General features: G+C 63.6%; 18 protein-coding genes. 7 read left to right on the top strand and 11 right to left on the bottom strand.

Annotated elements, in window-relative coordinates; translation table 11 throughout:
- Positions 1-18 precede the first annotated feature (18 nt).
- The 5 genes from IRZ56_RS06500 to IRZ56_RS06480 form a co-directional block, all read right to left on the bottom strand.
- Positions 19-5412, bottom strand: coding sequence for a hypothetical protein (locus tag IRZ56_RS06500; RefSeq protein WP_196144189.1), 5394 nt, complete (start codon positions 5410-5412; stop codon positions 19-21).
- A 153-nt stretch (positions 5413-5565) separates the two neighbouring features.
- Positions 5566-6192 carry a TetR/AcrR family transcriptional regulator gene (locus IRZ56_RS06495; RefSeq protein WP_196144188.1) on the bottom strand — a complete coding sequence of 209 codons (627 nt, stop codon included), beginning with the start codon at positions 6190-6192 and terminating at the stop codon, positions 5566-5568.
- Positions 6192-7769 (bottom strand): glutamate--cysteine ligase, encoded by a 1578-nt coding sequence (gshA, locus tag IRZ56_RS06490; protein WP_196144187.1) that lies wholly within the window; start codon positions 7767-7769, stop codon positions 6192-6194. Before gshA ends, IRZ56_RS06495 begins: the two co-directional genes overlap by 1 nt.
- Before the next feature lie 266 nt (positions 7770-8035).
- Positions 8036-8419 carry a PaaI family thioesterase gene (locus IRZ56_RS06485; protein ID WP_196144186.1) on the bottom strand — a complete coding sequence of 128 codons (384 nt, stop codon included), beginning with the start codon at positions 8417-8419 and terminating at the stop codon, positions 8036-8038.
- A complete protein-coding gene (locus tag IRZ56_RS06480; protein WP_196144185.1) occupies positions 8419-10740 on the bottom strand; it encodes a Tex family protein in 2322 nt (773 codons plus the stop codon). The genes IRZ56_RS06485 and IRZ56_RS06480 overlap by 1 nt, the downstream gene beginning before the upstream one ends.
- Positions 10741-10971: 231 nt before the next feature.
- On the opposite strand from IRZ56_RS06480, the gene ompR reads away from it, so the two are divergent.
- Together ompR and IRZ56_RS06470 are read left to right on the top strand one after the other, a co-directional pair.
- The gene (gene ompR, locus IRZ56_RS06475; protein ID WP_196144184.1) at positions 10972-11712 is read left to right on the top strand and encodes a two-component system response regulator OmpR; all 741 of its coding nucleotides are present in this window, start codon (positions 10972-10974) and stop codon (positions 11710-11712) included.
- Between the two features lie 124 nt (positions 11713-11836).
- Positions 11837-13150 (top strand): ATP-binding protein, encoded by a 1314-nt coding sequence (locus tag IRZ56_RS06470; RefSeq protein WP_196144183.1) that lies wholly within the window; start codon positions 11837-11839, stop codon positions 13148-13150.
- A 155-nt stretch (positions 13151-13305) separates the two neighbouring features.
- Here the strand turns inward: IRZ56_RS06470 and rimK are convergent, their stop codons facing one another.
- Together rimK and IRZ56_RS06460 are read right to left on the bottom strand one after the other, a co-directional pair.
- Complete coding sequence (rimK, locus tag IRZ56_RS06465; RefSeq protein WP_084853683.1) at positions 13306-14211, bottom strand: 30S ribosomal protein S6--L-glutamate ligase; 906 nt, start codon at positions 14209-14211, stop codon at positions 13306-13308.
- Positions 14208-14690, bottom strand: coding sequence for an ATP-dependent zinc protease (locus tag IRZ56_RS06460; protein ID WP_328306830.1), 483 nt, complete (start codon positions 14688-14690; stop codon positions 14208-14210). The genes rimK and IRZ56_RS06460 overlap by 4 nt, the downstream gene beginning before the upstream one ends.
- Before the next feature lie 109 nt (positions 14691-14799).
- Between IRZ56_RS06460 and IRZ56_RS06455 the strand changes: the two genes are divergently transcribed.
- On the top strand, positions 14800-15201 hold the full coding sequence (locus IRZ56_RS06455) for an RNA-binding S4 domain-containing protein (protein WP_196144182.1): 402 nt from the start codon (positions 14800-14802) through the stop codon (positions 15199-15201).
- A gap of 62 nt (positions 15202-15263) precedes the next feature.
- Here the strand turns inward: IRZ56_RS06455 and IRZ56_RS06450 are convergent, their stop codons facing one another.
- Positions 15264-16064, bottom strand: coding sequence for a phosphatase PAP2 family protein (locus IRZ56_RS06450; protein ID WP_196144181.1), 801 nt, complete (start codon positions 16062-16064; stop codon positions 15264-15266).
- Positions 16065-16171: 107 nt separating this feature from the next.
- Between IRZ56_RS06450 and hslO the strand changes: the two genes are divergently transcribed.
- The 3 genes from hslO (at position 16172) to IRZ56_RS06435 (ending at position 19642) form a co-directional block, all read left to right on the top strand.
- Positions 16172-17071 (top strand): Hsp33 family molecular chaperone HslO, encoded by a 900-nt coding sequence (gene hslO, locus IRZ56_RS06445; protein WP_196144180.1) that lies wholly within the window; start codon positions 16172-16174, stop codon positions 17069-17071.
- A gap of 179 nt (positions 17072-17250) precedes the next feature.
- The gene (locus IRZ56_RS06440) at positions 17251-18792 is read left to right on the top strand and encodes a phosphoenolpyruvate carboxykinase (RefSeq protein ID WP_196144179.1); all 1542 of its coding nucleotides are present in this window, start codon (positions 17251-17253) and stop codon (positions 18790-18792) included.
- A 415-nt stretch (positions 18793-19207) separates the two neighbouring features.
- Positions 19208-19642 (top strand): acyl-CoA thioesterase, encoded by a 435-nt coding sequence (locus IRZ56_RS06435; protein WP_196144178.1) that lies wholly within the window; start codon positions 19208-19210, stop codon positions 19640-19642.
- A gap of 74 nt (positions 19643-19716) precedes the next feature.
- Here the strand turns inward: IRZ56_RS06435 and IRZ56_RS06430 are convergent, their stop codons facing one another.
- A complete protein-coding gene (locus tag IRZ56_RS06430) occupies positions 19717-20205 on the bottom strand; it encodes a YMGG-like glycine zipper-containing protein (protein ID WP_196144177.1) in 489 nt (162 codons plus the stop codon).
- Between the two features lie 188 nt (positions 20206-20393).
- Positions 20394-21236: a formate dehydrogenase accessory sulfurtransferase FdhD gene (gene fdhD / locus IRZ56_RS06425; protein WP_196144176.1), complete on the bottom strand. Its 843-nt coding sequence runs from the start codon at positions 21234-21236 to the stop codon at positions 20394-20396.
- A 174-nt stretch (positions 21237-21410) separates the two neighbouring features.
- Between fdhD and lysM the strand changes: the two genes are divergently transcribed.
- Entirely contained in the window at positions 21411-21851 is a 441-nt protein-coding gene (gene lysM, locus IRZ56_RS06420) for a peptidoglycan-binding protein LysM (protein WP_196144175.1), read from the top strand.
- A 100-nt stretch (positions 21852-21951) separates the two neighbouring features.
- On the opposite strand, the gene yrfG is transcribed toward lysM, so the two are convergent.
- Positions 21952-22614, bottom strand: a complete 663-nt coding sequence (gene yrfG / locus IRZ56_RS06415; protein WP_196144174.1) for a GMP/IMP nucleotidase — start codon at positions 22612-22614, stop codon at positions 21952-21954.
- Positions 22615-22659 lie beyond the last annotated feature (45 nt).

Here is a 22659-nt window from a genome sequence, read left to right as displayed (position 1 = left end):
CCCGGGCGTTCAGCCGTTTCAGGGCTGGTTCGGACGTAGGCCGTCGAACAGCGAAGTGGCTTGGGCCTCGGTCATGGGGCCGCGCCAGGCGCCTGCCCCCTGGTTTCGTTCGCTGGCCAGCTTCAGGTGCCCGGCCTCCAGCCTGCTGAACTGCTGGCGTGGCTTTTTCTTGAAATGGAAATGGGCATACCAGAGCGCAGCGTTCGTGGCGTTGTCGATGATTCGGTATTCCTCCAGATACTCGATAGGATGGCCTTGTCTGTTCTTGGCGGGCTCAAGCACGCGCGACCATTCGAGCGTCACTTGGCCTTCGGCATTGAGGTACTCCAGATGAGCGACCGTGGGATTGTTCGTGGCCTTGGTCTGCTCGATCCTCAGCCGCCGTCCAAGCGCGTCCAGTTGCGCCGCTGCTTGTCTGAGTTGGTTCACCGTGCTGCGCGAGGCATCGGTGATGGCCTGGCCCGCCTGGCGCTCAATCGACGTGGCGAGCTCACGCAGCGGGCTGGCACACCCTTGTGCATAGTCCTCCAGGTCCCTGGGCAGCATCTTCTGCGCCTTGTAACGCTGCAAGGCCGCCTCTGCCTCCGGGACCTTGGCCAAGCGGTTCCGGGCCGCCGATTGCAGCTGCTGCAGCGAGGCATTGTAGCCTTGGGGAGCGGGCGGGGTACGCTGCCATTGCCCTTGTGGCGTTCTGCCGAAGGTGGCATGGGGCTCGTTCGTGGCGCCGTTGGCAATCTGCATTTGCTGTTGGCCAGCCACTGTGTTTTCGCGGCCGATATACAGGCGCTGATCCTCGGTCTCGAACAGGATTGGCTGTCTCGGCCCTCTGTTGGGGCGCCGTGCGACTGGACGAGGGGCTTTCGTGGCCAGGGACTGTTCCGTTTCAGTGAGCAGGCGCGATAGTTCAGTGCGCATTGTGCCGATCGCATCGGCCTGGACCTGGTTGGGGTAGGCGTCTTCCCAGATACGCATGCGGGTATCGAAGCGCTGGTACTGCTGCTGCAGCTGGGTCAGGAAGCGATGTTCATTTCGTTGACTGAGTGATGTCAACGGCAGGTCGCCGTGGCTGTACAAGGCGTTGCGCAGTGCAGCCAGTTCGTCGTTGAACTGGCGCCAGAACACCAGGTCGAAGGTCGCGTTCGGGTTCAGCAGGGTCGTGCCCAGGGCTGAGAGGCGCACCATTCGGTATCCGTTCGGGTTCAGCGGAATGTCCAGCTTGTCGAGTTTCTCGAGATAGTCGGTAAGGTTCTTTTTTTGTAACTGGTTGCGCATCTTCCCAATGCGTTGAAGTTCCTGTTCGATGTCCCTCAGTGCATCCGCCAATTGACCGTAAGCATGCTGTAGTTCCTTCACGTGGGCAGTTAGTCGAGCGGGGTCGAGGGTGGTGATGGCAGCCTCGAGTGGCGCAAGTCGCTCAAAGTGAGCAAGCATTCTGATATGCAATTGCTGGATCAGCTTTGGATGCTGCCGTCCCATATCGAAAGCGAATTCCTCGATGATGTTGCGTGCGCCGGTTCGGCCGATTTCGGCTCGCAGTGACCTCAGGCGTTCCAGGCTCTGTTGGTGAAAGTCCAGGTAGCTGCGCAATTGGCTCACCACGTCGTTCCGGGCCCGGCTTATCTCGGCGGCCGAGGCAGCCGGCCTCACGGGGCCGTCGGGGCCCATGCCAGTGGCGCTGTTCAAGGCATCCACCTTGGACGAGAGCTGGGCCCTGTGGGCCTGTCTGTTGGTGTGGATGTCCTGCAGGATATCCAAGGGTGTGAGCTGCCTCGGTTGCAGGCCCAAGGCTCTGCGCAGAGAGGTCAGGCTGCGGTCGTACAGGGAGCTGACATACCCGCCACCGCCTGCCAGGCCGCTATCGACCAGGTGTCCGCTCAAGCTGCCGTGCGTTTCCCATACGCCTGTCGTGCCGAGGCGTATGGGCTGTTTGTAGGTGCGGGTAGCGGTGGCCTTCAGGCGCCAGGTGAGATGGGTCGCGTCCCATTCGACCTGGTAATAGCGCCCGTTGCGGATAATGTAGTCGGTCTGGGAGCCCACATGATGGTGGATCCCGGCGCCATGAGCGCCTGCATGGGCAGCCCAGCGCCCTGTCGGTACTTCGGCTTCATAGCCGCTGAATGACGTCGAGTATCTGTGGTGTCCGTTGAGCGTGGCGCTAGTCAGTTGACGTTGCCGGGTTCTCAGGCGTGCCGTTGGTCGCGGTACTGCAGGGTGTGCCACGGCGGGCGTGAGGTCCATGATGGCGTCGAACAACGACAGGAACACACTGTTGAGGTGCTCGATACCGCTTGCCGAGTCGCCGCGAAGAAAGGCCTCGACACTGTCGGTGGCGGCATGCCAACCGTCGTACAGGGCGATGGCCGTGCCTACGACCGGCACGAAACCCAAGGCTATCTTGATGTAGTCGTACACCCGGCCATGGCGGATGGCTTCCGTTTCCAGATACAGGTCGACCTGGCTACGGGATGTGGCCCGGTTCTGGTGGATCAGGCGGCCCATGAGCAAGGTCGCTCGGTAGGCGGCGAGCTGGCCGGACAACGCTATGCCGGGCCCGATGAACCCAGAAAAGTTCCGGCTCAGGGCGGTGTCGATGTAGGCCAGGTGCTCGGCCTCGGCGCCATCGAGTGGCAGCTTGGCCAGGTATCGACTCATGCTATCGGTCAGTGCCCGGTGCTCGAGGGCTCGGCATGCCAGCGCTGGGGTCGCGTATTGGCTGATACTCTTGCCGTCGGGCGCATCGGGCACCAGCAACAAGGTCGGGCCTGTTGCCGCCTGCAGCAGGAAGATGCCCGCCAGGGTCACGGCATCGCTGGTGCCGTCCGCTGCAGTGCCAGGGCGCAGCAGCACCGTATGGAAGTCGATGGTGCAAGGTTCACTGGGGTTCTCCTGCTCCAGGCAGAAGCGCTCGAGCATGCGCTGGCCTGCTTCGTCCAGGGTGTCCGGTTGGCTCAGCGCGATGATCTTGAGCTGGTGTGCGAAGGGGGTACACAAGGCTTCCTGGCGCCGCTCGCTTTCGAACACGGTCTCGCCAGGCAACCCTTTGAAAGCGTCTATGATGCGGCGTTCGTAGGCCTGGGGCAGGTCCAGGGTTTCCACCAGGTTGGCGATGTAGCTCAGGTTCACGCCCTCGCGCACCTTCGGCTCGACCGGGCCTTCCTCGAAAACGACGTTGGCATTGGTCAGGCGCAGTTTCAGGTCATCGTCGAGCGCCCATAAAAGGAAATCCGCCAGATCGATGAGGCTGCGCGACGTGCTGAACACGATCACTTCCTTGAAGGCATGGCCCACCCCGGACTCGCCCAGAGGCTCGCGTAGGCGGCGGAAGTGGTCGGCAATGTCCAGTTTGATGAGTGCAGTGGTCTCCATGCCGAAGTCGGCGCGCAGTTTCTGCTCCAGTGCACTGCGAACGAATTGCCCGCGCTCCGGGAGGTCGCGCTCGAGCAGTTGGCTGGATGTCAGCATGGATTTGCGCAGCGCCTCTACCTGGGCCGCCAGTTCGACGCGTGCGTCAGGGGGCAGGCGCTTCAGGTGTTGCAGCCTGGCGCTGATCAAGTCGGTCCGGTTTCTTTCGGCCAGGCGTGCGAATGCATGGCTACGCGCCAGGTTGACGGCCAGGCCCAGGCGCGACACGACGGTATCCAGCGAGGGGGCCTGGGGCAGGCTGGCCAGCAGGGTTTGGGTGCAGTAGTCGAATGCATCGGTGGTGATCGGCTCACAGACGAGTTCGAATGCTTGAGGCTGGTCGTACAAGGCATCGAGCAACGCCTGGGCGCCTTGCGGCCAGGCGCTCTGCACCAAGGATTCCGGCCAGGCGCCGTAGAGCGTCGCGTGCACCCGCTCGGCCAGTTGTGCTTGGCTGGCAAGGTGCATCAGCCCGCCGTCCCGCCCGGCCTTGTACAGCAGCCAGGAACGGTCCGGTTCCAGTGTGTCGGCGTCAGGCAAGCCTTGCAGTGCCAGCAGGTTGGTGAGCCGCCAGGATCTCGAGCCTAGCTTGATGCGTAGCGCATAGGGCTGCACCTTGCGCTGAAGGCTGGGTTTGGGGCGTGCTTCGAGTGCTTCCACCCAGGCAAGGTGTTCGTCCTTCAGCTCGCCCAACAGGTGCTGAAGGCGAGCCTCGCTGCACAATGCACGGGCTCGGAGCTGACTCAAGTGATCGAACCGGCTGGTCTCTGCGTGTCGCTCGCCCCAGGTAGTCGCAGTGATCGTTGTCGGCAGTTGGGAAAACAATCGCTCGAACTCGGCTTCAATGGCCTCGAGCTGCGCCTGGTGCTCCCTGAGCCTGGCCATCTTGTTCGAAGAGGGGAGGGTATCGTCGCCCAGGTAGGTGGCGAGGAACTGCTCTTGCCGAGCGATGCGCTGGTTACGCCAGCCAAGGGGAAGCTGCTGGGGCAGGGCGTCGAAATGCAATTCTTCGGCGGCGAGTTGCTGGTCATCGGCGATGAGCGTGTCAATCGCTTGTTCGTTCGTTGGAGGCAGGGCTGGGTGTGGCGCGATTGTCAGTTTTTCTTCCCAGGTTTGAAGTGCGGTCCAGTCCAGCGGGTCGGTCTCGCTTTCCTGGGCGGCCTGGATCAGGTGGTTCGATGTGCTGCGTTGCTTGTCGTCCAGGGCTTCCTCGACCCAGCTGGCAAACCCATCGGCGGTGATGTCCATCCAGTCGATGGCGCTTTCGCTGCTGCCCGGTACCAAGGGTGTGGCGGGATATGGCCAGAGCATGTAGCGATTGGAATGCAGCCAGGTACGCAGTGTGTGGTGGTCGGCGAAGGCTTCGATCACGCTGTCGGCATCGGGTCTGTATAGCAACCAGCGGGTTTCTCCGGGCATGGGCTTGATGAGCAGAGCAGCGATACAGGTCTCGACCTTGCCGTCGGGGTGAGCCCAACGCGCCAAGGCATATTCGCTGGTGGGGCTTGGCTGCCCCTGGCGCCAGACCGCTGCATCGATCTGGTCGAGCCCGAATGCCAGGTCCAGGCTCGCGGCGAAGTGCTCGCGCAATAGCTGGGCGGCATGGGCTTGGCGGGAGATGGCCTGGCCAGGCATGCGCCCGGACCAATAGTCGGTCCAGGCCCTGATGCCGGTACCGGCCCAGACGGGCACCAAGCCGGACAGCCAGTCACCGGCTTGCCAAGTAGCGTACGGGGAGCCCTCGGGAAACCCCCAGGATGTCCAATCCGCGAAGGGGGCGGCGAATGTGGGGCTGGCAAGCATCCGGGCGGCCAGGGTCAACAGGGTGACCTGGCGTTCGTCGTGTTTCAGGCCGCAGGCATAAGGGTCTACCTTGAACTGGCGCTTGAGTTGGTCCAGCAAGGTGTTCTTCAGCCGCGGGGCTTGCTCGCCCAAGGCCTGCAGTGCCTTGGCTGCGTTCAGGCGGCGTTGTCGTGCGATGCGCAGCGCTTCGCTTCGTCCCGCGCTCACTGCTGTCACTTGCGTGGTGGGCGCAGCGGTGGCGTCAAAGGAAAAAAACTCCAGCGGGGTGGTTTGCGGCATGTTGTGCCTCTCCGAAAACGTGGCATGTGGAACCAGCATTTCAGCGAGAGGGGGTAAAGGCAGGTGTTACATATGCATCGATCAGCGTTTGGGTAGGAACGGCGGCAGGTACAGCCCCAGGTAGGCTTCGAACACCCGTTTGCCTTCCTCGGCCATGCGCGGGGTGATCTGCTCATGCAACTGCACCGACCGTGCATAGACCCGGTCGCTCAACTCCATGGCCAACGCGAACACATCCACATCCGTCGGCATCGCCGGCAGCTGGAAGTGTTGGTCGAACAGCTTGTGCATCAGCTCGCCCAACTCCATGTCGTGCAGGCGATCGGCCTGGACCACTTCGCTCAACCCATGCTGGGCCAGGATCAGCTGGCGCGCCGCGGCGTCCTCGTTGTAGATCTCCAGCATGCGTTGCTCGACCAGCCGCGACAGGTCGTGCCAGGTGCTCAATGCCGAGTTGTCTATCGGCGCGCAGAGCGCTTCGCGAAAGGCCAGGTGCACATCGGCGGTCAGCGACTCGAGCAGCGCCGGGACGCTGGCGAAGAAGTGGTACACCGAAGACGGCGGAATCTGCGCCCGCTCGGCCACGCTGTAGATCGACAGGCCCGCCACGCCCTGGTCGGCCAGCAGCTCGCGCGCCGCCGCCAGGATCGCGGCGATCCTGGCCTGGCTGCTGGCGCGGGGCTTGCGCGGGCTGGCGGTGCGGCTCATCAGTTGCTGATCGCCAGGATGCTGGCCTGGTAGGCGCCGACGAACAGGTCGAAGTCACCGACCTCCTGTTGCTCCAGACGCGATTGTTCGGCCAGCGATTCGCGCGCCAGGGTCTCGAAGGCCTGTTGGCGTTCCACGTCCAGTGGCCGCTCGCGGAAGGTTTCGGCGTGCAGGCGGCTCTGGCGCAGGGCGAACTGGACGAAAGTCTCGTCGTGCTCGGTCATGCGCGCCAGTACCTGGGCCGAGGGCGTCAGCGAGGCGTCGTCGACCTTCGCCTGCTGCGCGGCCAGCGCCTTGGCGTGTTCGTCGCCACCCTGGGCGCGATCGAGCAGTTCGGCCAGCGGCGCGATGCGGGCGATCAGCTCACTGGCCCAGTCACGCAGGCCGATCGGCTGGCCGTCGCGGCGCAATTCCAGGCCAGGGCGACGGCCTTCCTTGACCACGGTGAGGAAGTTGCTGGTGCATTGGCCGCATTCGCCGTTGCCCAGCTGCGGGCTGTCGTCGAGCGCGCAGAACAGCAGGAAGGCGTCGAGGAAACGCGCCTGGGGCAGGTCGATGCCCACCGGCAGGAACGGGTTGATGTCCAGGCAGCGCACTTCGACGTATTGCACGCCACGGGACATCAACGCCTGGATCGGACGTTCACCGGTGTAGGTGACGCGCTTGGGCCGGATGTTCGAGTAGTACTCGTTCTCGATCTGTAGGATGTTGGTGTTCAGCTGCACCCATTCGCCATCCTTGTGGGTGCCGATTTCCACATAGGGCGGGTAGGGCGTGCCCACGGCCTTGCGCAGGCTGTCGGTGTAGCTGGCTAGGTCGTTGTAGCACGGCGTCAGGCCTGCCTGGGCATTGCTCTGGTAGCCCAGGTCGCTCATGCGCAGGCTGGTGGCGTAGGGCAGGTACAGGGTCTCGGCGTCCAGCTCCTCGAGCTGGTGCGGATGGCCGCGCAGGAAACCTTTGTCCAGCGCGGGCGATGCGCCGAACAGGTACATCAGCAGCCAGCTGTAGCGGCGGAAGTTGCGGATCAGCGCGATGTACGCCGCCGACTGGAAGTCGCGGTCGTCCTGCTCGCTGCCTTCGGCTTCGCGCAGCAAAGGCCACAGCGCCTCGGGCAGGGAGAAGTTGTAGTGGATACCGGCGATGCACTGCATGGTGCGGCCGTAGCGCAGGGCCAGGCCCTTGCGGTAGACGTGCTTGAGCTTGCCGATGTTGGAGGTGCCGTATTCGGCGATCGGGATGTCCTCCTCGGCCGGCAGCGCGCAGGGCATCGACGGGCTCCACAGGTATTCGTCGCCCAGCTTGGTGTAGACGAAGCGGTGGATCTGGTCGAGGCTCTCGAGCACCTTGGCCGGGTCCGCCAGGGCTGGGGTGATGAACTCCAGCAGCGACTCGGAATAATCCGTGGTGATCTGCTCGTTGGTCAGCGCCGAACCCAAGGCTTCAGGGTGCGGGGTCTGGGCCAGGCGACCTTCGTCGGTCACGCGCAGGCATTCGCGCTCAATACCGTGCAGGCACTGCTTGAGCAGGGGAAGATTGGCGCCGAGCAGGCTCAGGCGGCGGTTGAGGAGTTCGCTCAAGATGGATTCCTTCACGCGTCAGTCGCCCCAATATGGGGGTAGAGATGACGGTCTACAAGGGTAGGGACAAAGGAACTGGCGTTGTCGCCTGGTTTACGCGGTTCCAGCGTCGTTACCTTGGGGCTCTGCGTATCCCCATCGCGGGGCAAGCCCGCTTCCACAGGTTCGGCGCGACCCTGTGGGAGCGGACTTGCCCCGCGATGGGGCGCGTAGCGGCCCCACGATGTTCGATAACGCCGAAAATACCGCAGATCTCACTAGGTGAGCTAGAGAACCGCAAAGGTTCCTTGCGCCTTGGCCACCCGCTTGTCGCCCTGGAATACGTCGGCGTCGACCACGAGAGTGCGGCGTCCGGCGTGCAGCACGCGTGCCGTGCACACGACTTCGCCTTCGCTCACGGCGCGCAAGTAGTTGATCTTGCACTCGATTGTCACGCTCTGCTGGTCGAAGCCATGGCTGGCCGAGCAGGCCAGGCCCATGGCGATGTCCACCAGGCTGAAGATCGCCCCGCCATGCAGCTTCTGGCCGCGGTTGCGCAACTGCGGCGTGAGCGCCAGGGCTACCTCGGCAACGCCCGTTTCCAGGCGTTGCAGGCGGCAGCCCAGGAGCTGGCTGAAGGCGCTCTGGACGTATTCGGCCGGAACGTCCATCACTTCTTCTTCAGCTGCTTGGCGTTGGCGAACAGTGCGGCCATGGCATTGTTGGCTGGGGCTTGTGTGGTCTCCCGCTGGCGTGGCGCCTGCTGCTGGCGATTGCCGCCATTGCCGCGATTGCCACCGCGGTTGCCGTCGACCTTCTCGCCCGGGGTATCGCTCATGCGCATGGACAGACCGACGCGCTTGCGCGGGATGTCCACTTCCATGACCTTGACCTTGACCACGTCGCCCGCCTTGACCGCTTCGCGCGGGTCCTTGACGAATTTCTCGGAGAGCGCCGAGATGTGCACCAGGCCGTCCTGATGCACGCCGATGTCGACGAAGGCGCCGAAGTTGGTGACGTTGGTCACCACGCCTTCGAGAATCATGCCCGGCTCCAGGTCCTTGAGGTCCTCGACGCCGTCCTGGAAGGTGGCCGTCTTGAACTCGGGGCGTGGGTCGCGGCCAGGCTTGTCCAATTCCTGAAGGATGTCGGTGACAGTTGGCAGGCCGAAGGTTTCGTCGGTGAATTTTTTCGGGTCCAGGCGCTTGAGGAAGCCGCTGTCGCCGATCAGCGAGCGGATGTCGCGGCCGGTGTCGGCGGCGATGCGCTGCACCAGCGGGTACGCCTCAGGGTGCACCGCCGAAGCATCCAGCGGGTTGTCGCCGTTCATCACGCGCAGGAAGCCGGCAGCCTGCTCGAAGGTCTTCTCGCCCAGGCGGCTGACCTTCTTCAGCGCCGCGCGGGTGGCGAACGGGCCGTTGGCGTCGCGGTGGGCGACGATGTTCTGGGCCAGGGTCGCGTTGAGGCCGGAAATGCGGGTCAACAGCGCCACCGAGGCGGTGTTGACGTCCACACCCACGGCGTTCACGCAGTCCTCGACCACGGCGTCCAGGCCGCGGGCCAGCTTCACCTGGGAGACGTCATGCTGGTACTGGCCGACGCCGATGGATTTGGGGTCGATCTTCACCAGCTCGGCCAGTGGGTCTTGCAGGCGGCGGGCGATGGACACGGCGCCACGGATCGAGACGTCCAGGTCCGGGAACTCGCGGGCGGCCAGCTCCGAGGCCGAGTACACCGATGCGCCTGCCTCGGAGACCATGATCTTGGTGATCTTCAGGGCTGGGTATTTCTTGACCAGTTCGCCCACCAGCTTGTCGCTCTCGCGGCTGGCGGTGCCGTTGCCGATGGCGATCAGCTCCACCGAGTGCTTGGCGCACAGGGCTGCGAGGATGGAGATGGTGCGATCCCAGTCATTCTTCGGCGCGTGCGGGTACACCGTGGTGTGGTCCAGCAGCTTGCCGGTGGCGTCGACCACGGCGATTTTGCAGCCGGTGCGCAGGCCTGGATCGAAGCCCAGGGTGGCGCGCGGGCCGGCCGGGGCGGCCAGCAGCAGGTCGTGCAGGTTGTGGGCGAAGACGTTGATCGCCTCGCCTTCGGCGTTGTCGCGCAGCTCGCCGAACAGGTCGGTTTCCAGGTGGGTGTACAGCTTGACCTTCCAGGTCCAGCGCACCACTTCGGCCAGCCATTTGTCAGCCGGGCGGTTGCGGTTTTCCAGGCCGAAGTGGCTGGCGATCATCAGCTCGCACGGATGCAGGGTGCCTGGCAGCTCCTCGCCCACCTTCAAGGCGGCGCTGAGCACGCCTTCGTTGCGACCGCGGAAGATCGCCAGGGCGCGGTGCGACGGTACGTTGCGCAGCAGTTCGTCATGGGCGAAGTAGTCGCGGAACTTGGCGCCTTCCTCTTCCTTGCCGGCCACCACGCGGGCGCTGAGTACCGACTCCTGCTTGAGGAAACCGCGCAGCTTGTCGAGCAGGGCGGCGTCTTCGGCGAAGCGCTCCATGAGGATGTACTTGGCGCCTTCCAGGGCAGCCTTGACGTCGGCCACGCCTTTTTCGGCATCGACGAAGCGCGCCGCTTCGGTTTCCGGGGTCAGTTGCGGGTCGCCGAGCAGGCCGTCGGCCAACTCGCCCAGGCCGGCTTCCAGGGCGATCTGGCCTTTGGTGCGGCGCTTTTGCTTGTAGGGGAGGTAAAGGTCTTCCAGGCGGGTCTTGGTGTCGGCCAGCTTGATTTCGCGGGCCAGCTCCGGGGTCAGCTTGCCCTGCTCCTCGATGCTGGCCAGGATGCTGGCACGCCGCTCGTCGAGTTCACGCAGGTAGCGCAGGCGCTCCTCCAGGTGACGCAGCTGGGTGTCGTCCAGGCTGCCGGTCACTTCCTTGCGGTAACGGGCGATGAAAGGCACCGTCGAGCCTTCGTCCAACAGGGCCACGGCCGCCTCGACCTGCTGCGGGCGGACGCCCAGTTCCTCGGCGATACGGCTGTTGATGCTGTCCATGAGAACCACCTGACAAATTGTGAATGCTGGAGGCCGCGAAGGGGCGTTTAGGCCCGGCGGCGCTGGGTGAAAGCGGCGCATTATACCCATCGTGCCGGGCTTGCGGTGATAGCGCCGGGCCAGCGCGGGCCAGGTGGGAACTGGCGCCAGGGGAAAAATCTGCTAACAATGCACACGGCACGCATGGCAGTGGCTACGCCATAATGCGCGGCGATACCAAAGGAGTTATTCATGACCAGCACCGCAAACACCGCTGAAGGCGACAAGATTCTCATCGTCGATGACGATCCGGGGCTGAGCAGCCTGCTGGAGCGCTTTTTCACCAGCAAGGGCTATCGCGCCCGCACGGTGCCCAATACCGAGCAGATGGACCGCCTGCTGTCGCGCGAAGTCTTCAACCTGGTGGTGCTCGACCTCATGCTGCCCGGCGAGGATGGCCTGGCAGCCTGCAAGCGCCTGCGCGCGGCGAACAACCAGATCCCGATCATCATGCTCACTGCCAAGGGCGATGAACTCAGCCGCATCAAGGGCCTGGAACTGGGCGCCGACGACTACCTCGGCAAGCCGTTCAACCCCGATGAACTGGTCGCGCGGGTCAAGGCCGTGCTGCGTCGCCAGGCGCCGACCGTGCCGGGCGCACCCGGCAGCGAGGACGAAACCGTCACCTTCGGCGACTACGAGCTATCGCTGGCCACCCGCGAACTCAAGCGTGGTGAAGAAGTGCACATGCTGACCACCGGCGAATTCGCTGTGCTCAAGGCCCTGGTGATGCATGCCCGCGAACCGCTGACCCGCGACAAGCTGATGAACCTGGCCCGTGGTCGCGAGTGGGATGCCTTGGAGCGCTCCATCGACGTACAGATCTCGCGCCTGCGCCGCATGATCGAGCCCGACCCGTCCAAACCGCGCTATATCCAGACCGTATGGGGCGTGGGCTATGTCTTCGTGCCGGACGGAAACGCCGGCAAATGACCTTCAGCCTGCAGGCTTGCCAGCACGCGGCAGGGCGACCCGAACGGGTCGCCCTGTTTGCGTCTGAGGCAGCCCGGCAGCCCGGCGAGCCTTCGCCCGTGACCGCAGCGCAGTAGTTGTCCAGATGAAAACGCCCCTTTGGTTCCCGCAAAGCTTCTTCGCCCGCACCTTGTGGCTGGTGTTGATCGTCGTCTTGTTTTCCAAGGCACTGACCTTGGTGTACCTGTTGATGAACGAGGACGTGCTGGTTGATCGCCAGTACAGCCACGGCGTGGCGCTGACGCTGCGCGCCTACTGGGCGGCCGACGAGGAGAACCGCGAGAAGATCGCCGAAGCCGCAGGGCTGATCCGGGTCACCGGCTCCGGCGTGCCCGAGGGCGAGCAGCACTGGCCCTACAGCGAGATCTATCAGCGCCAGATGCAAGCCGAGCTGGGCGAGGACACCGAGGTGCGCTTGCGCATCCATGCACCGCCTGCCTTGTGGGTCAACGCGCCGAGCCTGGGCCCTGGCTGGCTGAAGGTACCGCTGTACCCGCACCCGCTGCGTGGGCAGAAGATCTGGAACGTGCTGGGTTGGTTCCTGGCCATCGGCCTGTTGTCCACCGCTTCGGCGTGGATCTTCGTGCGCCAGCTCAACCAGCCCCTCAAGCGCCTGGTGTTCGCCGCCCGGCAACTGGGCCAGGGGCGCAGCGTGCGCCTGCCGATCAGCGATACACCCAGTGAAATGACCGAGGTGTACCGGGCATTCAACCAGATGGCCGAGGATGTCGAACAGGCCGGGCGCGAGCGTGAACTGATGCTGGCGGGGGTTTCCCATGACCTGCGCACACCGCTGACCCGGCTGCGCCTGTCATTGTCGTTGATGGCCAACGACAGCGAGCTGACCGATGACATGGTCCGCGATATCGAGGACATGGATGCCATCCTCGACCAATTCCTGGCGTTCATTCGCGATGGGCGCGACGAGCCGGTGGAAGAAGCCGACCTGGGCGACTTGGTGCGCGAGGTGGTGGCGCCGTACAACCAGCCCGAGGAGCGAGTGCGGCTGTGCCTGGAGCCGATCCCGCCGTTCCCGCTGCGCCGGGTGTCGCTAAAGCGCATGCTGGGCAACCTCATCGGCAACGCCCTGCACCATGCCGGCAAGGGCGTCGAGGTGGCGGCCTATGTATCGGGCGACCAGAGCGCGCCCTATGTGGTGCTCAGCGTGTTGGACCGTGGCGCCGGGATCGACGAATCGGAACTGGAGACCATCTTCAACCCGTTCATCCGTGGTGACCGCGCCCGTGGCGGCAAGGGCACCGGGTTGGGGTTGGCGATCGTCAAGCGGATAGCGGCGCAGCATGGCGGAAACGTGGAACTGCGCAATCGCTCGGGTGGCGGGATCGAGGCGCGGGTGAGGTTGCCGTTGGGGTTGTTGCTGCCGCGTAATGCGGTGTGATCATCCCCACCCAATCGCCGGCAAGCCGGCTCCCACAGCGGATCGTCACTGGCCGTTTGCTCTTTGCGCGACAGCGCAGCCCGAAAGTTTTGGGTGATCTCCCACAGGGATGGCGCAAGGCTTCTTGTGGGAGCCGGCTTGCCGGCGATTGGGGTTTACCCCTTGCCCTTGGTCCGGGTCTGGTTGGGCCCGCCGTTCTTCTCCAGGTGCCCGATGATCATCCCGGCCACGTCCTTGCCGGTGGTGACCTCGATGCCCTCCAACCCGGGCGATGAATTCACCTCCATCACCAGCGGCCCATGATTGGAGCGCAGGATATCCACGCCGGCCACGCTCAGGCCCATGACCTTGGCTGCGCGAATGGCGGTCATGCGCTCCTCCGGGGTGATCTTGATCAGGCTGGCGACCCCACCGCGGTGCAGGTTGGAGCGGAACTCGCCAGGCTTGGCCTGGCGCTTCATCGAGGCGATGACCTTGTCGCCGACGACAAAGCAGCGGATATCGGCACCGCCCGCTTCCTTGATGTATTCCTGGACCATGATGTTCTGCTTGAGGCCCATGAAGGCCTCGATCACCGATTCGGCCGCCTTGGTGGTTTCACACAGCACCACGCCGATGCCCTGGGTGCCTTCGAGCACCTTGATCACCAGCGGCGCGCCATTGACCATCTGGATCAGGTCGGGAATGTCGTCCGGCGAATGGGCGAAGCCGGTGATCGGCAGGCCGACGCCGCGTCGCGACAGCAGTTGCAGCGAGCGCAGCTTGTCTCGCGAGCGGGCGATGGCCACCGACTCGTTGAGTGGGTAGACCCCCATCATCTCGAATTGGCGCAGCACCGCGCAGCCATAGAAGGTGACCGACGCGCCGATGCGCGGAATCACCGCATCGAAGCCTTCCAGCGGTTTGCCACGGTAGTGGATCTGCGGCTTGTGGCTGGCGATGTTCATGTACGCACGCAAGGTATCGATCACCACCATTTCATGACCGCGCTGGGTACCGGCTTCGACCAGGCGGCGGGTGGAATACAGACGCGGGTTGCGCGATAGCACAGCGATCTTCATGCAGCACCTGTAACAGGGGAAAGGGTGGCCGGAAAGGCCGGTTTGTCCTGGACGTACTTCAGGCCGGGGTTGACCACCAGCTGGCCATGGATCAGCGCCTTGGAGCCCAGTAGCAGCCGGTAGCGCATGTTCTTGCGGCAAGCGAGGGTGAATTCCACTTCCCAGACCCGGTCGCCCAGCGCGAGCGGCGTACGGATCACGTAGCGGACCTGGGCTTGGCCGTTGGAGCTCTTGATGGTTTTCATCGTGACCAGCGGCGCCTCGCAACGACGATGGCGCAGCTGCACCACCGACCCCAGGTGAGCGGTGAAGCGTACCCAGGGCTGGCCGTCGCGCTCGAACGGCTCCACGTCGGTGGCGTGCAGGCTGGAGGTGCTGGCGCCAGTGTCGATCTTGGCGCGCAGGCCCGCCAGGCCGAGGTCGGGCAGGGCGACCCACTCGCGCAGGCCGATCACAGTCAGATGGTCAAATGTCTTCACGAAACACACCCTGCGGATGAGGTGGTGAACTGTAAGCACGGCGCGGACTTTTTGCATCCGCAAGTTACGGTAGTACAGTTCCGTTAAAGACAGAATTCGAGGTATCGGGATGGCACACAAGCCAGAAGACGACGACAAGGTCCGCTTGGACAAATGGCTGTGGGCGGCACGGTTCTACAAAACCCGCGCATTGGCCAAGGCCGCGATCGAAAGCGGCAAGGTGCATTGCCGTGGCGAGCGTTGCAAGCCGGGCAAGGAGCCGCGGGTGGGCGATGAGTTTGTACTGCGCACAGGCTTCGACGAACGCACCGTGGTGGTCAAGGCGCTTTCCGGCGTGCGCCGTGGCGCGCCAGAGGCGCAGGCGCTGTACGAGGAGACCCAGGAGAGCGTGCGCAAGCGCGAGCAGGCGGCCGAAATGCGCAAGGCCGGGGCCATGGGCATCACCACCGACGGTCGCCCGACCAAGAAGCAGCGGCGGCAGATCCACCAGTTGCAGGGCAGTTACGACTAAGAGGCTGTGTTGCGGCCCGATCGCCGGCTTGCCGGCGATTGGGCTGCAAGGCCGCTGACCGCTCAGGCCGCGCGTACCACGCTCATCCGGCCGATCACCGGCAAACGCGCCAACACCCCGAACACCGGCGCTGTCCAGCGCATCAACGCCGCGCTGGCCTTGGCCGCCAGCGGCGTATAACAACTCCAGCCCAGGGCCAGCACTGCCATCAGCAATCCGCCAATGTAGTCGTCCTGCCCCCAGTGGGCGCCGGCCACCAGGCGCGGCAGCATGAACAGCAGCGCCAATCCCCATATGACCAGACGCTGTACCAACCCACGGCTGAACAGGTTCATGAACAGCGCCCAGATCAGCAGCACCGAGGCGTGGTCACCAGGAAAGCTCTGGCTGGAGCGGTCCTTGAGTTCCCATTTCGCTTCCAGGTTCGGGTAGTAGTCGCTGAGGTGGACGACGTTGTCGAAGACCATCGATGGGCTGTTATGTTGCCAGCCCATGATCGCCACCCACTTGGAAAACAGCGCGCGAATCACCACTAATAGGATCAACGTGACGAGAAAGCCCAGGAAGGCCTCGCGTACCTGGCCAGCCTTGAACACCCAATTACCTCGAATCAGCAGGGCCAGCAGGATGAGGCCGACGACGATATCGAAGGGGCGCAGGCTGCCGACGGTCCAGATGTAGCGCCAGGCAGTGTTATCGGCCAGTGGCGCATTGAGGCTGTGGAACAGCCATTCGTCGAAAGTCAGGCACAAGATCTGGCCAATGGGCCATAACCAGAAACACAGTAATGCAACAGACACCAAGGTGCAGGTCAGCAAAGGTCCCCAGGACCACCTTGCTTGGAACAGTGGTCGATTGTCCATAAAATACCTCTATTACCAGCGGGTTTGAGCATTTCGTGAATGCTCTCCAACAGGGCCTCGTAAACCCTTGTAATCATTTTGTCATCATTTTTAGATAGCCAGAACCTATGAGCGATTTGCCTGATACCGATTTCACCCAGCGTTTCATCTTCGACGACCGCGATATCCGCGGCGAGTGGGTGGCGCTCGACCAGAGCTACGCCGACGTCCTGGCCCGTCACCCTTACCCACAACCCGTCGCCTCGCTGCTCGGCGAGCTGATGGCCGCCACCGCCTTGCTAGTGGGTGCACTCAAGTTCGATGGCCTGCTGATTCTCCAGGCGCGCTCGGCCGGCCCTATCCCCCTGTTGATGGTGGAATGCTCGGGCGACCGTGATATCCGCGGCATGGCGCGCTACGAGGAAGACCAGATTCCCGCTGACGCGACCCTGGCCCAACTGATGCCCGACGGCCACCTGACTTTGACCATCGACCCAATCAAAGGCCAGCGCTACCAGGGCACCGTCGACCTCGATGGCGCCAACCTGTCCGAATGCTTCACCAACTACTTCGTGCAGTCGCAGCAGCTCAATACCCGCTTCTGGCTCAATGCAGAGGGCGGCAAGGCTCGTGGCCTGCTGCTGCAGCAGCTGCCCCGCGACCGCCAGCCTGACGACGAAGAGCGTGAAGGAAGCTGGCAGCATGTGGTTGCCCTGGCCAGCACGTTGAAACCTGAAGAGTGGTCGCTGGACAACGAAACGCTGCTGCATCGCCTTTATCACGAAGACGCCGTGCGCCTGTTCGACATCCAGCCGCTGCGCTTCCGTTGCAGCTGCTCGCGCGATCGTTCCGGCAACGCCCTGGTGAGCCTCGGCGAGCAGGATGCCAAGGCCCTGGTCGAGGAATGCGGCGGCAAGGTCGAGATCGATTGCCAGTTCTGCAACGAGCGCTATTTCTTCGATACGAGCGATGTGGCGCAATTGTTTGCCGGTGGCGGCACCGAGCCGCCGTCAGATACTCAGCACTGAAACGTTTAACTACAGGAGAATCTCCTGTCGAATTGCGCAAAAGCGCAGTTCTGACAGGAGGGGCCTACTTTTTTTGGGCTTTTCTGGCATAATCCGGCCACTTTTTTCGCTGTAGTAGTTTAAAACAGACGACTACAAAACGTTTGGAGCACTCGGCCTCGGGCCGGATGGGGTATCTCATGACGCAAGCCAACAACACCGTGTACACCGACCTGACCGTCGATGAGCTGGTAAAAGAAGCGCTGTCCCGCGGTGAAGGCGAGCTGGCCGATACTGGCGCACTGGTCGTGAAAACCGGTCATCGTACCGGCCGTTCGCCAGCTGACCGTTTCATCGTCGACGAGCCCAGCACCTCTGCTGCCATCGCCTGGGGCCCGATCAACCGCAAGTTCCCGGCTGACAAGTTCGATGCCCTGTGGGCTCGCGTCGAGGCGTTCAACAACGCCCAAGAGCACTTCGTTTCCCACGTTCACGTAGGGGCTGCCGCCGAGCACTACCTGGCCGTCAAGATGACCACCCAGACTGCCTGGCAGAACCTGTTCGGCCGTTGCCTGTTCATCAACCCGGCCCAGTACAACCCGGCTGGCCGTGAAGAATGGCAGGTGCTGAACGTCGCCAACTTCGAGTGCGTTCCCGAGCGCGACGGCACCAACTCCGATGGCTGCGTCATCATCAACTTCGCCCAGAAGAAGGTGCTGATCGCTGGCATGCGCTACGCCGGTGAAATGAAGAAGGCCATGTTCTCCGTGCAGAACTTCCTGCTGCCGGCCGCCGACGTACTGCCGATGCACTGCGCCGCCAACATCGGCGAGGCAGGCGATGTGACTCTGTTCTTCGGCCTGTCCGGCACCGGCAAGACCACCCTGTCTGCCGACGAAAGCCGCTACCTGATCGGTGACGACGAGCACGGCTGGGGCGAAGGCGTGGTCTTCAACATCGAAGGTGGCTGCTACGCCAAGTGCATCGACCTGTCCGAGAAGAACGAGCCGGTCATCTGGAAAGCCATCAAGCATGGCGCGGTGCTGGAAAACGTCGTCCTCGACGACGCCAAGCACGCCGACTATGCCGATGGCAGCCTGACCCAGAACAGCCGCGCCGCCTACCCGCTGGAGCACGTCGAGAAGCGTTCCGAGAAGAACCTGGGCGGCGAGCCGAACGCGGTCATCTTCCTGACCTGCGACCTGACCGGTGTACTGCCTCCGGTGTCGATCCTGAACAACGAGCAGGCGGCCTACCACTTCCTGTCCGGCTACACCGCGCTGGTCGGTTCCACCGAAATGGGCTCGGGCGGCGGCATCAAGTCGACCTTCTCCACCTGCTTCGGCGCACCGTTCTTCCCGCGCCCGGCCGGCGAATACGCCGAGCTGCTGATCAAGCGCATCAAGGGCTTCGGCTCCAAGGTGTACCTGGTCAACACCGGCTGGACCGGTGGTGGCTACGGTGTCGGCAAGCGCTTCAGCATCCCGACCACCCGTGCCGTGATCGCCGCGATCCAGAGCGGTGCCCTGGTCGGTGCCGAGACCGAGCACCTGGACATCATCAACCTGGACGTGCCGAAGGCCGTTCCGGGCGTCGAGACCGTCCTGCTCAACCCACGCAACACCTGGGCTGACTCGGCTGCCTACGACGAAGCCGCCAAGGGCCTGGCCAAGCTGTTCATCGAGAACTTCCAGAAGTTCGATGTCTCCGAGGCCATCAAGGCCGCTGGTCCGCAGCTGTAAGCGTTAAGCTACTCGGCACATCATTGGGGCTGCTATGCAGCCCATCGCGGGACAAGCCCGCTCCTACAGGATCACGTGCACCTTACCAGTGGTGGGGCCCCTGTAGGAGCGGGCTTGTCCCGCGATGGGGCGCGTAGCGGCCCCAATTGCTTAACTGACCGGTATGACCTTTTTCATTCTGCTCAAGGCCATTGTTGCAGGCGCATCAGCGTCCCTTGGCCTTGAGCGCAGCGCAGCGTTGGGCAAAGTGCCGCTGGTGTCTTCGTCGCTGATTGGCGCTGCGGTATCAGCGAGGCTGGCCTGGACCTGATCGAGAAGCCAAGCGTCATACGCCGCTTCATGGGCACGCGACTATAGGCCTTCCCAAAGGTTTGTGGGAAGCTTCCTTGTCATGTCGACAAGCCCGGACAACCCCATGACCGAATCTCCTCAACGCAGCCATTTCAACCATTTCCACCCCATCCTCACCCGCCCTCAAGATAACGACCTCAACGGCCACATCGCCGGCGCCACGGTGCATGGTTATTTCGAGACGGCACTGCAGGCGTTCCTCGTGGAGCAGGCCGAGCTGGACCTGCGTGACGGCGAGTTGGCGGGGGTGGTGATCAGTTCGGCGGCACAGTTCTATGCCTTGCCGGGGTTTCCCGATGTGTTGGAGGTGGGCCTGGGTGTGGCGCGCCTGGCGGGCAGCACGGTGGAATACCGCTTGGCGCTGTTCCGCCCCGGCGAGGCGCAGGCCTTGGCAGCCGGCACCTTGGTGCAGGTATTCGTGACGCGGGCTACCGGCCAGCCAGTGGCCTTGACCGATGCATTGCACATGACCCTGGCGGGCCTGCAGCTCAACGGCTGAACATCGGTCTGCCGCAAACGAAAAGGCCCTGCCGGTCAGGGCAGGGCCTTCTTGTGGACTGAGCTGTTCAGCGATCAGTCGTCATAACGCCAGTGGCGCTTGTGCTTGCGATGGCCATAGTGGTGGCCGCGGTCCCAGTGACGGCGGTCGTCGTCATAGCCACGACGGTAGCGACGGCGATCGTCCCAATCGTCTTCGTCGGCCCTGTTCCCCAGGTAGTTACCCAGTGCGCCACCAACGCCGCCGCCTGCGGCTGCACCGATGTGGCTACCGGTGGTACCGCCCATCGAGCGGCCGACCACGTTACCGCCTGCAGCGCCCAGTGCGCCACCGATAGCGGCTTCACCGCGCTGGCGCTTATCGGCACCCAGGGCACCGCCGGCCGCGCCGCCCAGACCAGCACCAATGGCGCCGCCGGTGCTACCACCGATGGAGTTGCCCACTACGGAGCCGAGTACCCCACCCAATGCGCCGCCAATGCCGGCCTCGGTATTGCCGCCTGCCATGGCAACGCCGCTGAGCAGGCTAAAGGACAACAACAGAATCGAGGAGTACTTCTTCATTCAAGAGAGCCTCATAGGGATGACGAGGCGAATGTGAGGCTCGGCGAGGCGTCTGGCAATTGAAATCCGACGAGTAGCACGAGTTGTACACAATTCTCTAAGTTATTGTTTTTCATGTGGAACTTTCTTCATTTTTGCGTGTCTGAGCTATTTGTAACCAAGCCCTGCCCACCCCGGACAGGGCTTTTTTATGGCTGATTGCCAGCCTCAGTGGTCGGGCTGAACACGCGCGGCGGGCTGTGCTTGGGCAGGTGGATCAGGTTGAGGTTGTGTTTGCGCGCCCATTGCAGCGCCAGGCCGGTGGGGGCCGAGAGGCTGACCAAGGTCTGGATGCCCGCGCGCAACACCTTCTGGATCAATTCCAGGCTACAGCGGCTGGTGACGATGGCCAGGCCGCCGTCTGTGTCGATGCGCTGGCGCAGCAGGGCGCCGATCAGCTTGTCCAGGGCGTTGTGCCGGCCGATATCTTCGCGGCCCATCAACAGTTGACCCTGGCGGTCCATGAACAAGGCCGCATGCACCGCGCCGCAGTGCTGCCCCAAGGGTTGATAGGCATCGATGCGCTGGCGCAGGCCGGCCAGCCATTGGGCAGGCGGCAGCGGCGCACCGGGCAGATCGGCCAACTCCGGCAGTGCCTGCTCCAGCGCTTCGACGCCGCACAGGCCGCAACCGCTGGTGCCGGCCAACTGGCGGCGTTGGTTCTTCAGGTTCCAGAACGCGCGGCTGGAGATCTCGAGGTCCGCATACAGGGCCGAGCCGCTGCCGGACAGCTTCACGTCATAGATTTCATCAGTGCTTTCGACGATGCCGCTGCCGACGCTGAAGCCGACCGCGAAGTCTTCCAGGTCGGTCGGGCTGACCAGCATTACCGCCTGGTTCAGGCCGTTGTAGGCGATGGCCAGGGCGACTTCCTCGGCGAGCGGCGTCGCGCCTGCCGCACCATCGGTGAGCTGCACGTAGTCGTAGGTATTGCTGGCAGCCGGCAAGGCAGCAGGCATGGACGCCGCGCAGACCGGGGGGTTGCTGTTCATCAGGGTGGATCACCGGCGGCTTGGTTACGGCACAAGCCTATGCCCCTGAGGCACTGGCGTCCAGTTGCCAGGTTCTATGCGGTGATAGAGCGGGTTGATCGGTTCTTGGGCGGCAAATTGGGCAAAGCTGTCCTAGACTCCTGCTTCCTGGAATTCACCATCAAGGAGTGTGAGATGAGCCTGTTCAGTTTCGTGAAGGAAGCCGGCGAAAAGCTGATCGACCTGCTGACCCCCGGTAACGCCAATGCCGAGGAGCAACTCAAGAAGCATGTGGAAAGTGTTGGCCTGGGCAACCCGAGCATTTCCGCCACGGTCGAGGGCGACACGATCATCCTCAAAGGCGAGGTCGCCAGCCAGGAGGAGAAGGAGAAGATCATTCTGGCCGCGGGCAACATCGACGGTGTCGCCACGGTGGACGACCAGATCACCGTCACCGGGCCGGTTGCCCAGGCTGCGCGCTTCGTCACGGTGAAAAAGGGGGACACCCTCAGTGCCATCGCCAAGGCCGAGTACGGCGATGCCAACAAATACAACAAGATCTTCGAGGCCAACAAGCCGATGCTCAAGCATCCGGACAAGATCTACCCGGGGCAGGTGCTGCGCATTCCCGACTGACCCGTAACCTGTACCGGCCCTATCGCGGGCAAGCCCGTTCCCACAGAGGTCACCGCCACAGTGTGGGAGAGGGGGCCGACTTGCCCCGCGATTCAGGGCCTCACAGTCCTGCCAGCAACGCCCGGTAATCCTCCACCGCCGCGAACTCCTGGGTATCGCGCGGCCCCGCCTTGCTGTCGGGTTCGCGCACCGCCAGCAGGTGCTGCACGCCAAAGCGCCGCGCACTGCGCAGGATCGCCAAGGTATCGTCGATGAACAGGCTGCGCGCGGGCTCGAAGCCGATATCCGCCTGCAGCGCATCCCAGAACTGCGCGCTTTCCTTTGGGTAGCCATAGTCATGGGAGCTGATCAGCCGCTCGAAGTACGGCGCCAGCTCCACCCGCTCCAGCTTCAACGACAGCGAGTCGCGGTGGGCGTTGGTGATCAATATCACCCGTTTGCCGGCCTTGCGTAGCGCCTCGAGGAACGTGTCGGCATCCGGGCGCAGGGCGATCAGGTCGGCGATCTCTTGCTTGAGCTCGCGGATCGGCAGCTTCAGCTCGCGGCTCCAGAAGTCCAGGCAGTACCAGTTGAGGGTACCGGCGTTGCGTTCGAACAACGGTTGCAATTCCAGCTCCGCCATGGCCCGGCTGACGCCGTGCAGCTCGGCATAGCGCTGGGGCAGGTGTTCCAGCCAGAACTGGTTGTCGTAGTGCAGGTCGAGCAGGGTGCCATCCATGTCCAGCAGGACGGTATCGATGGCGGACCAGGGAAGAACAGGCATGGGAAACTCTCGATCGGTCGGCAAGCCACGGTATAGTAACCCGTT

Source organism: Pseudomonas guariconensis (genome assembly GCF_015680235.1).
Lineage (GTDB): Bacteria > Pseudomonadota > Gammaproteobacteria > Pseudomonadales > Pseudomonadaceae > Aquipseudomonas > Aquipseudomonas guariconensis_A.
This window is presented reverse-complemented; position numbering and strand designations above follow the sequence as displayed.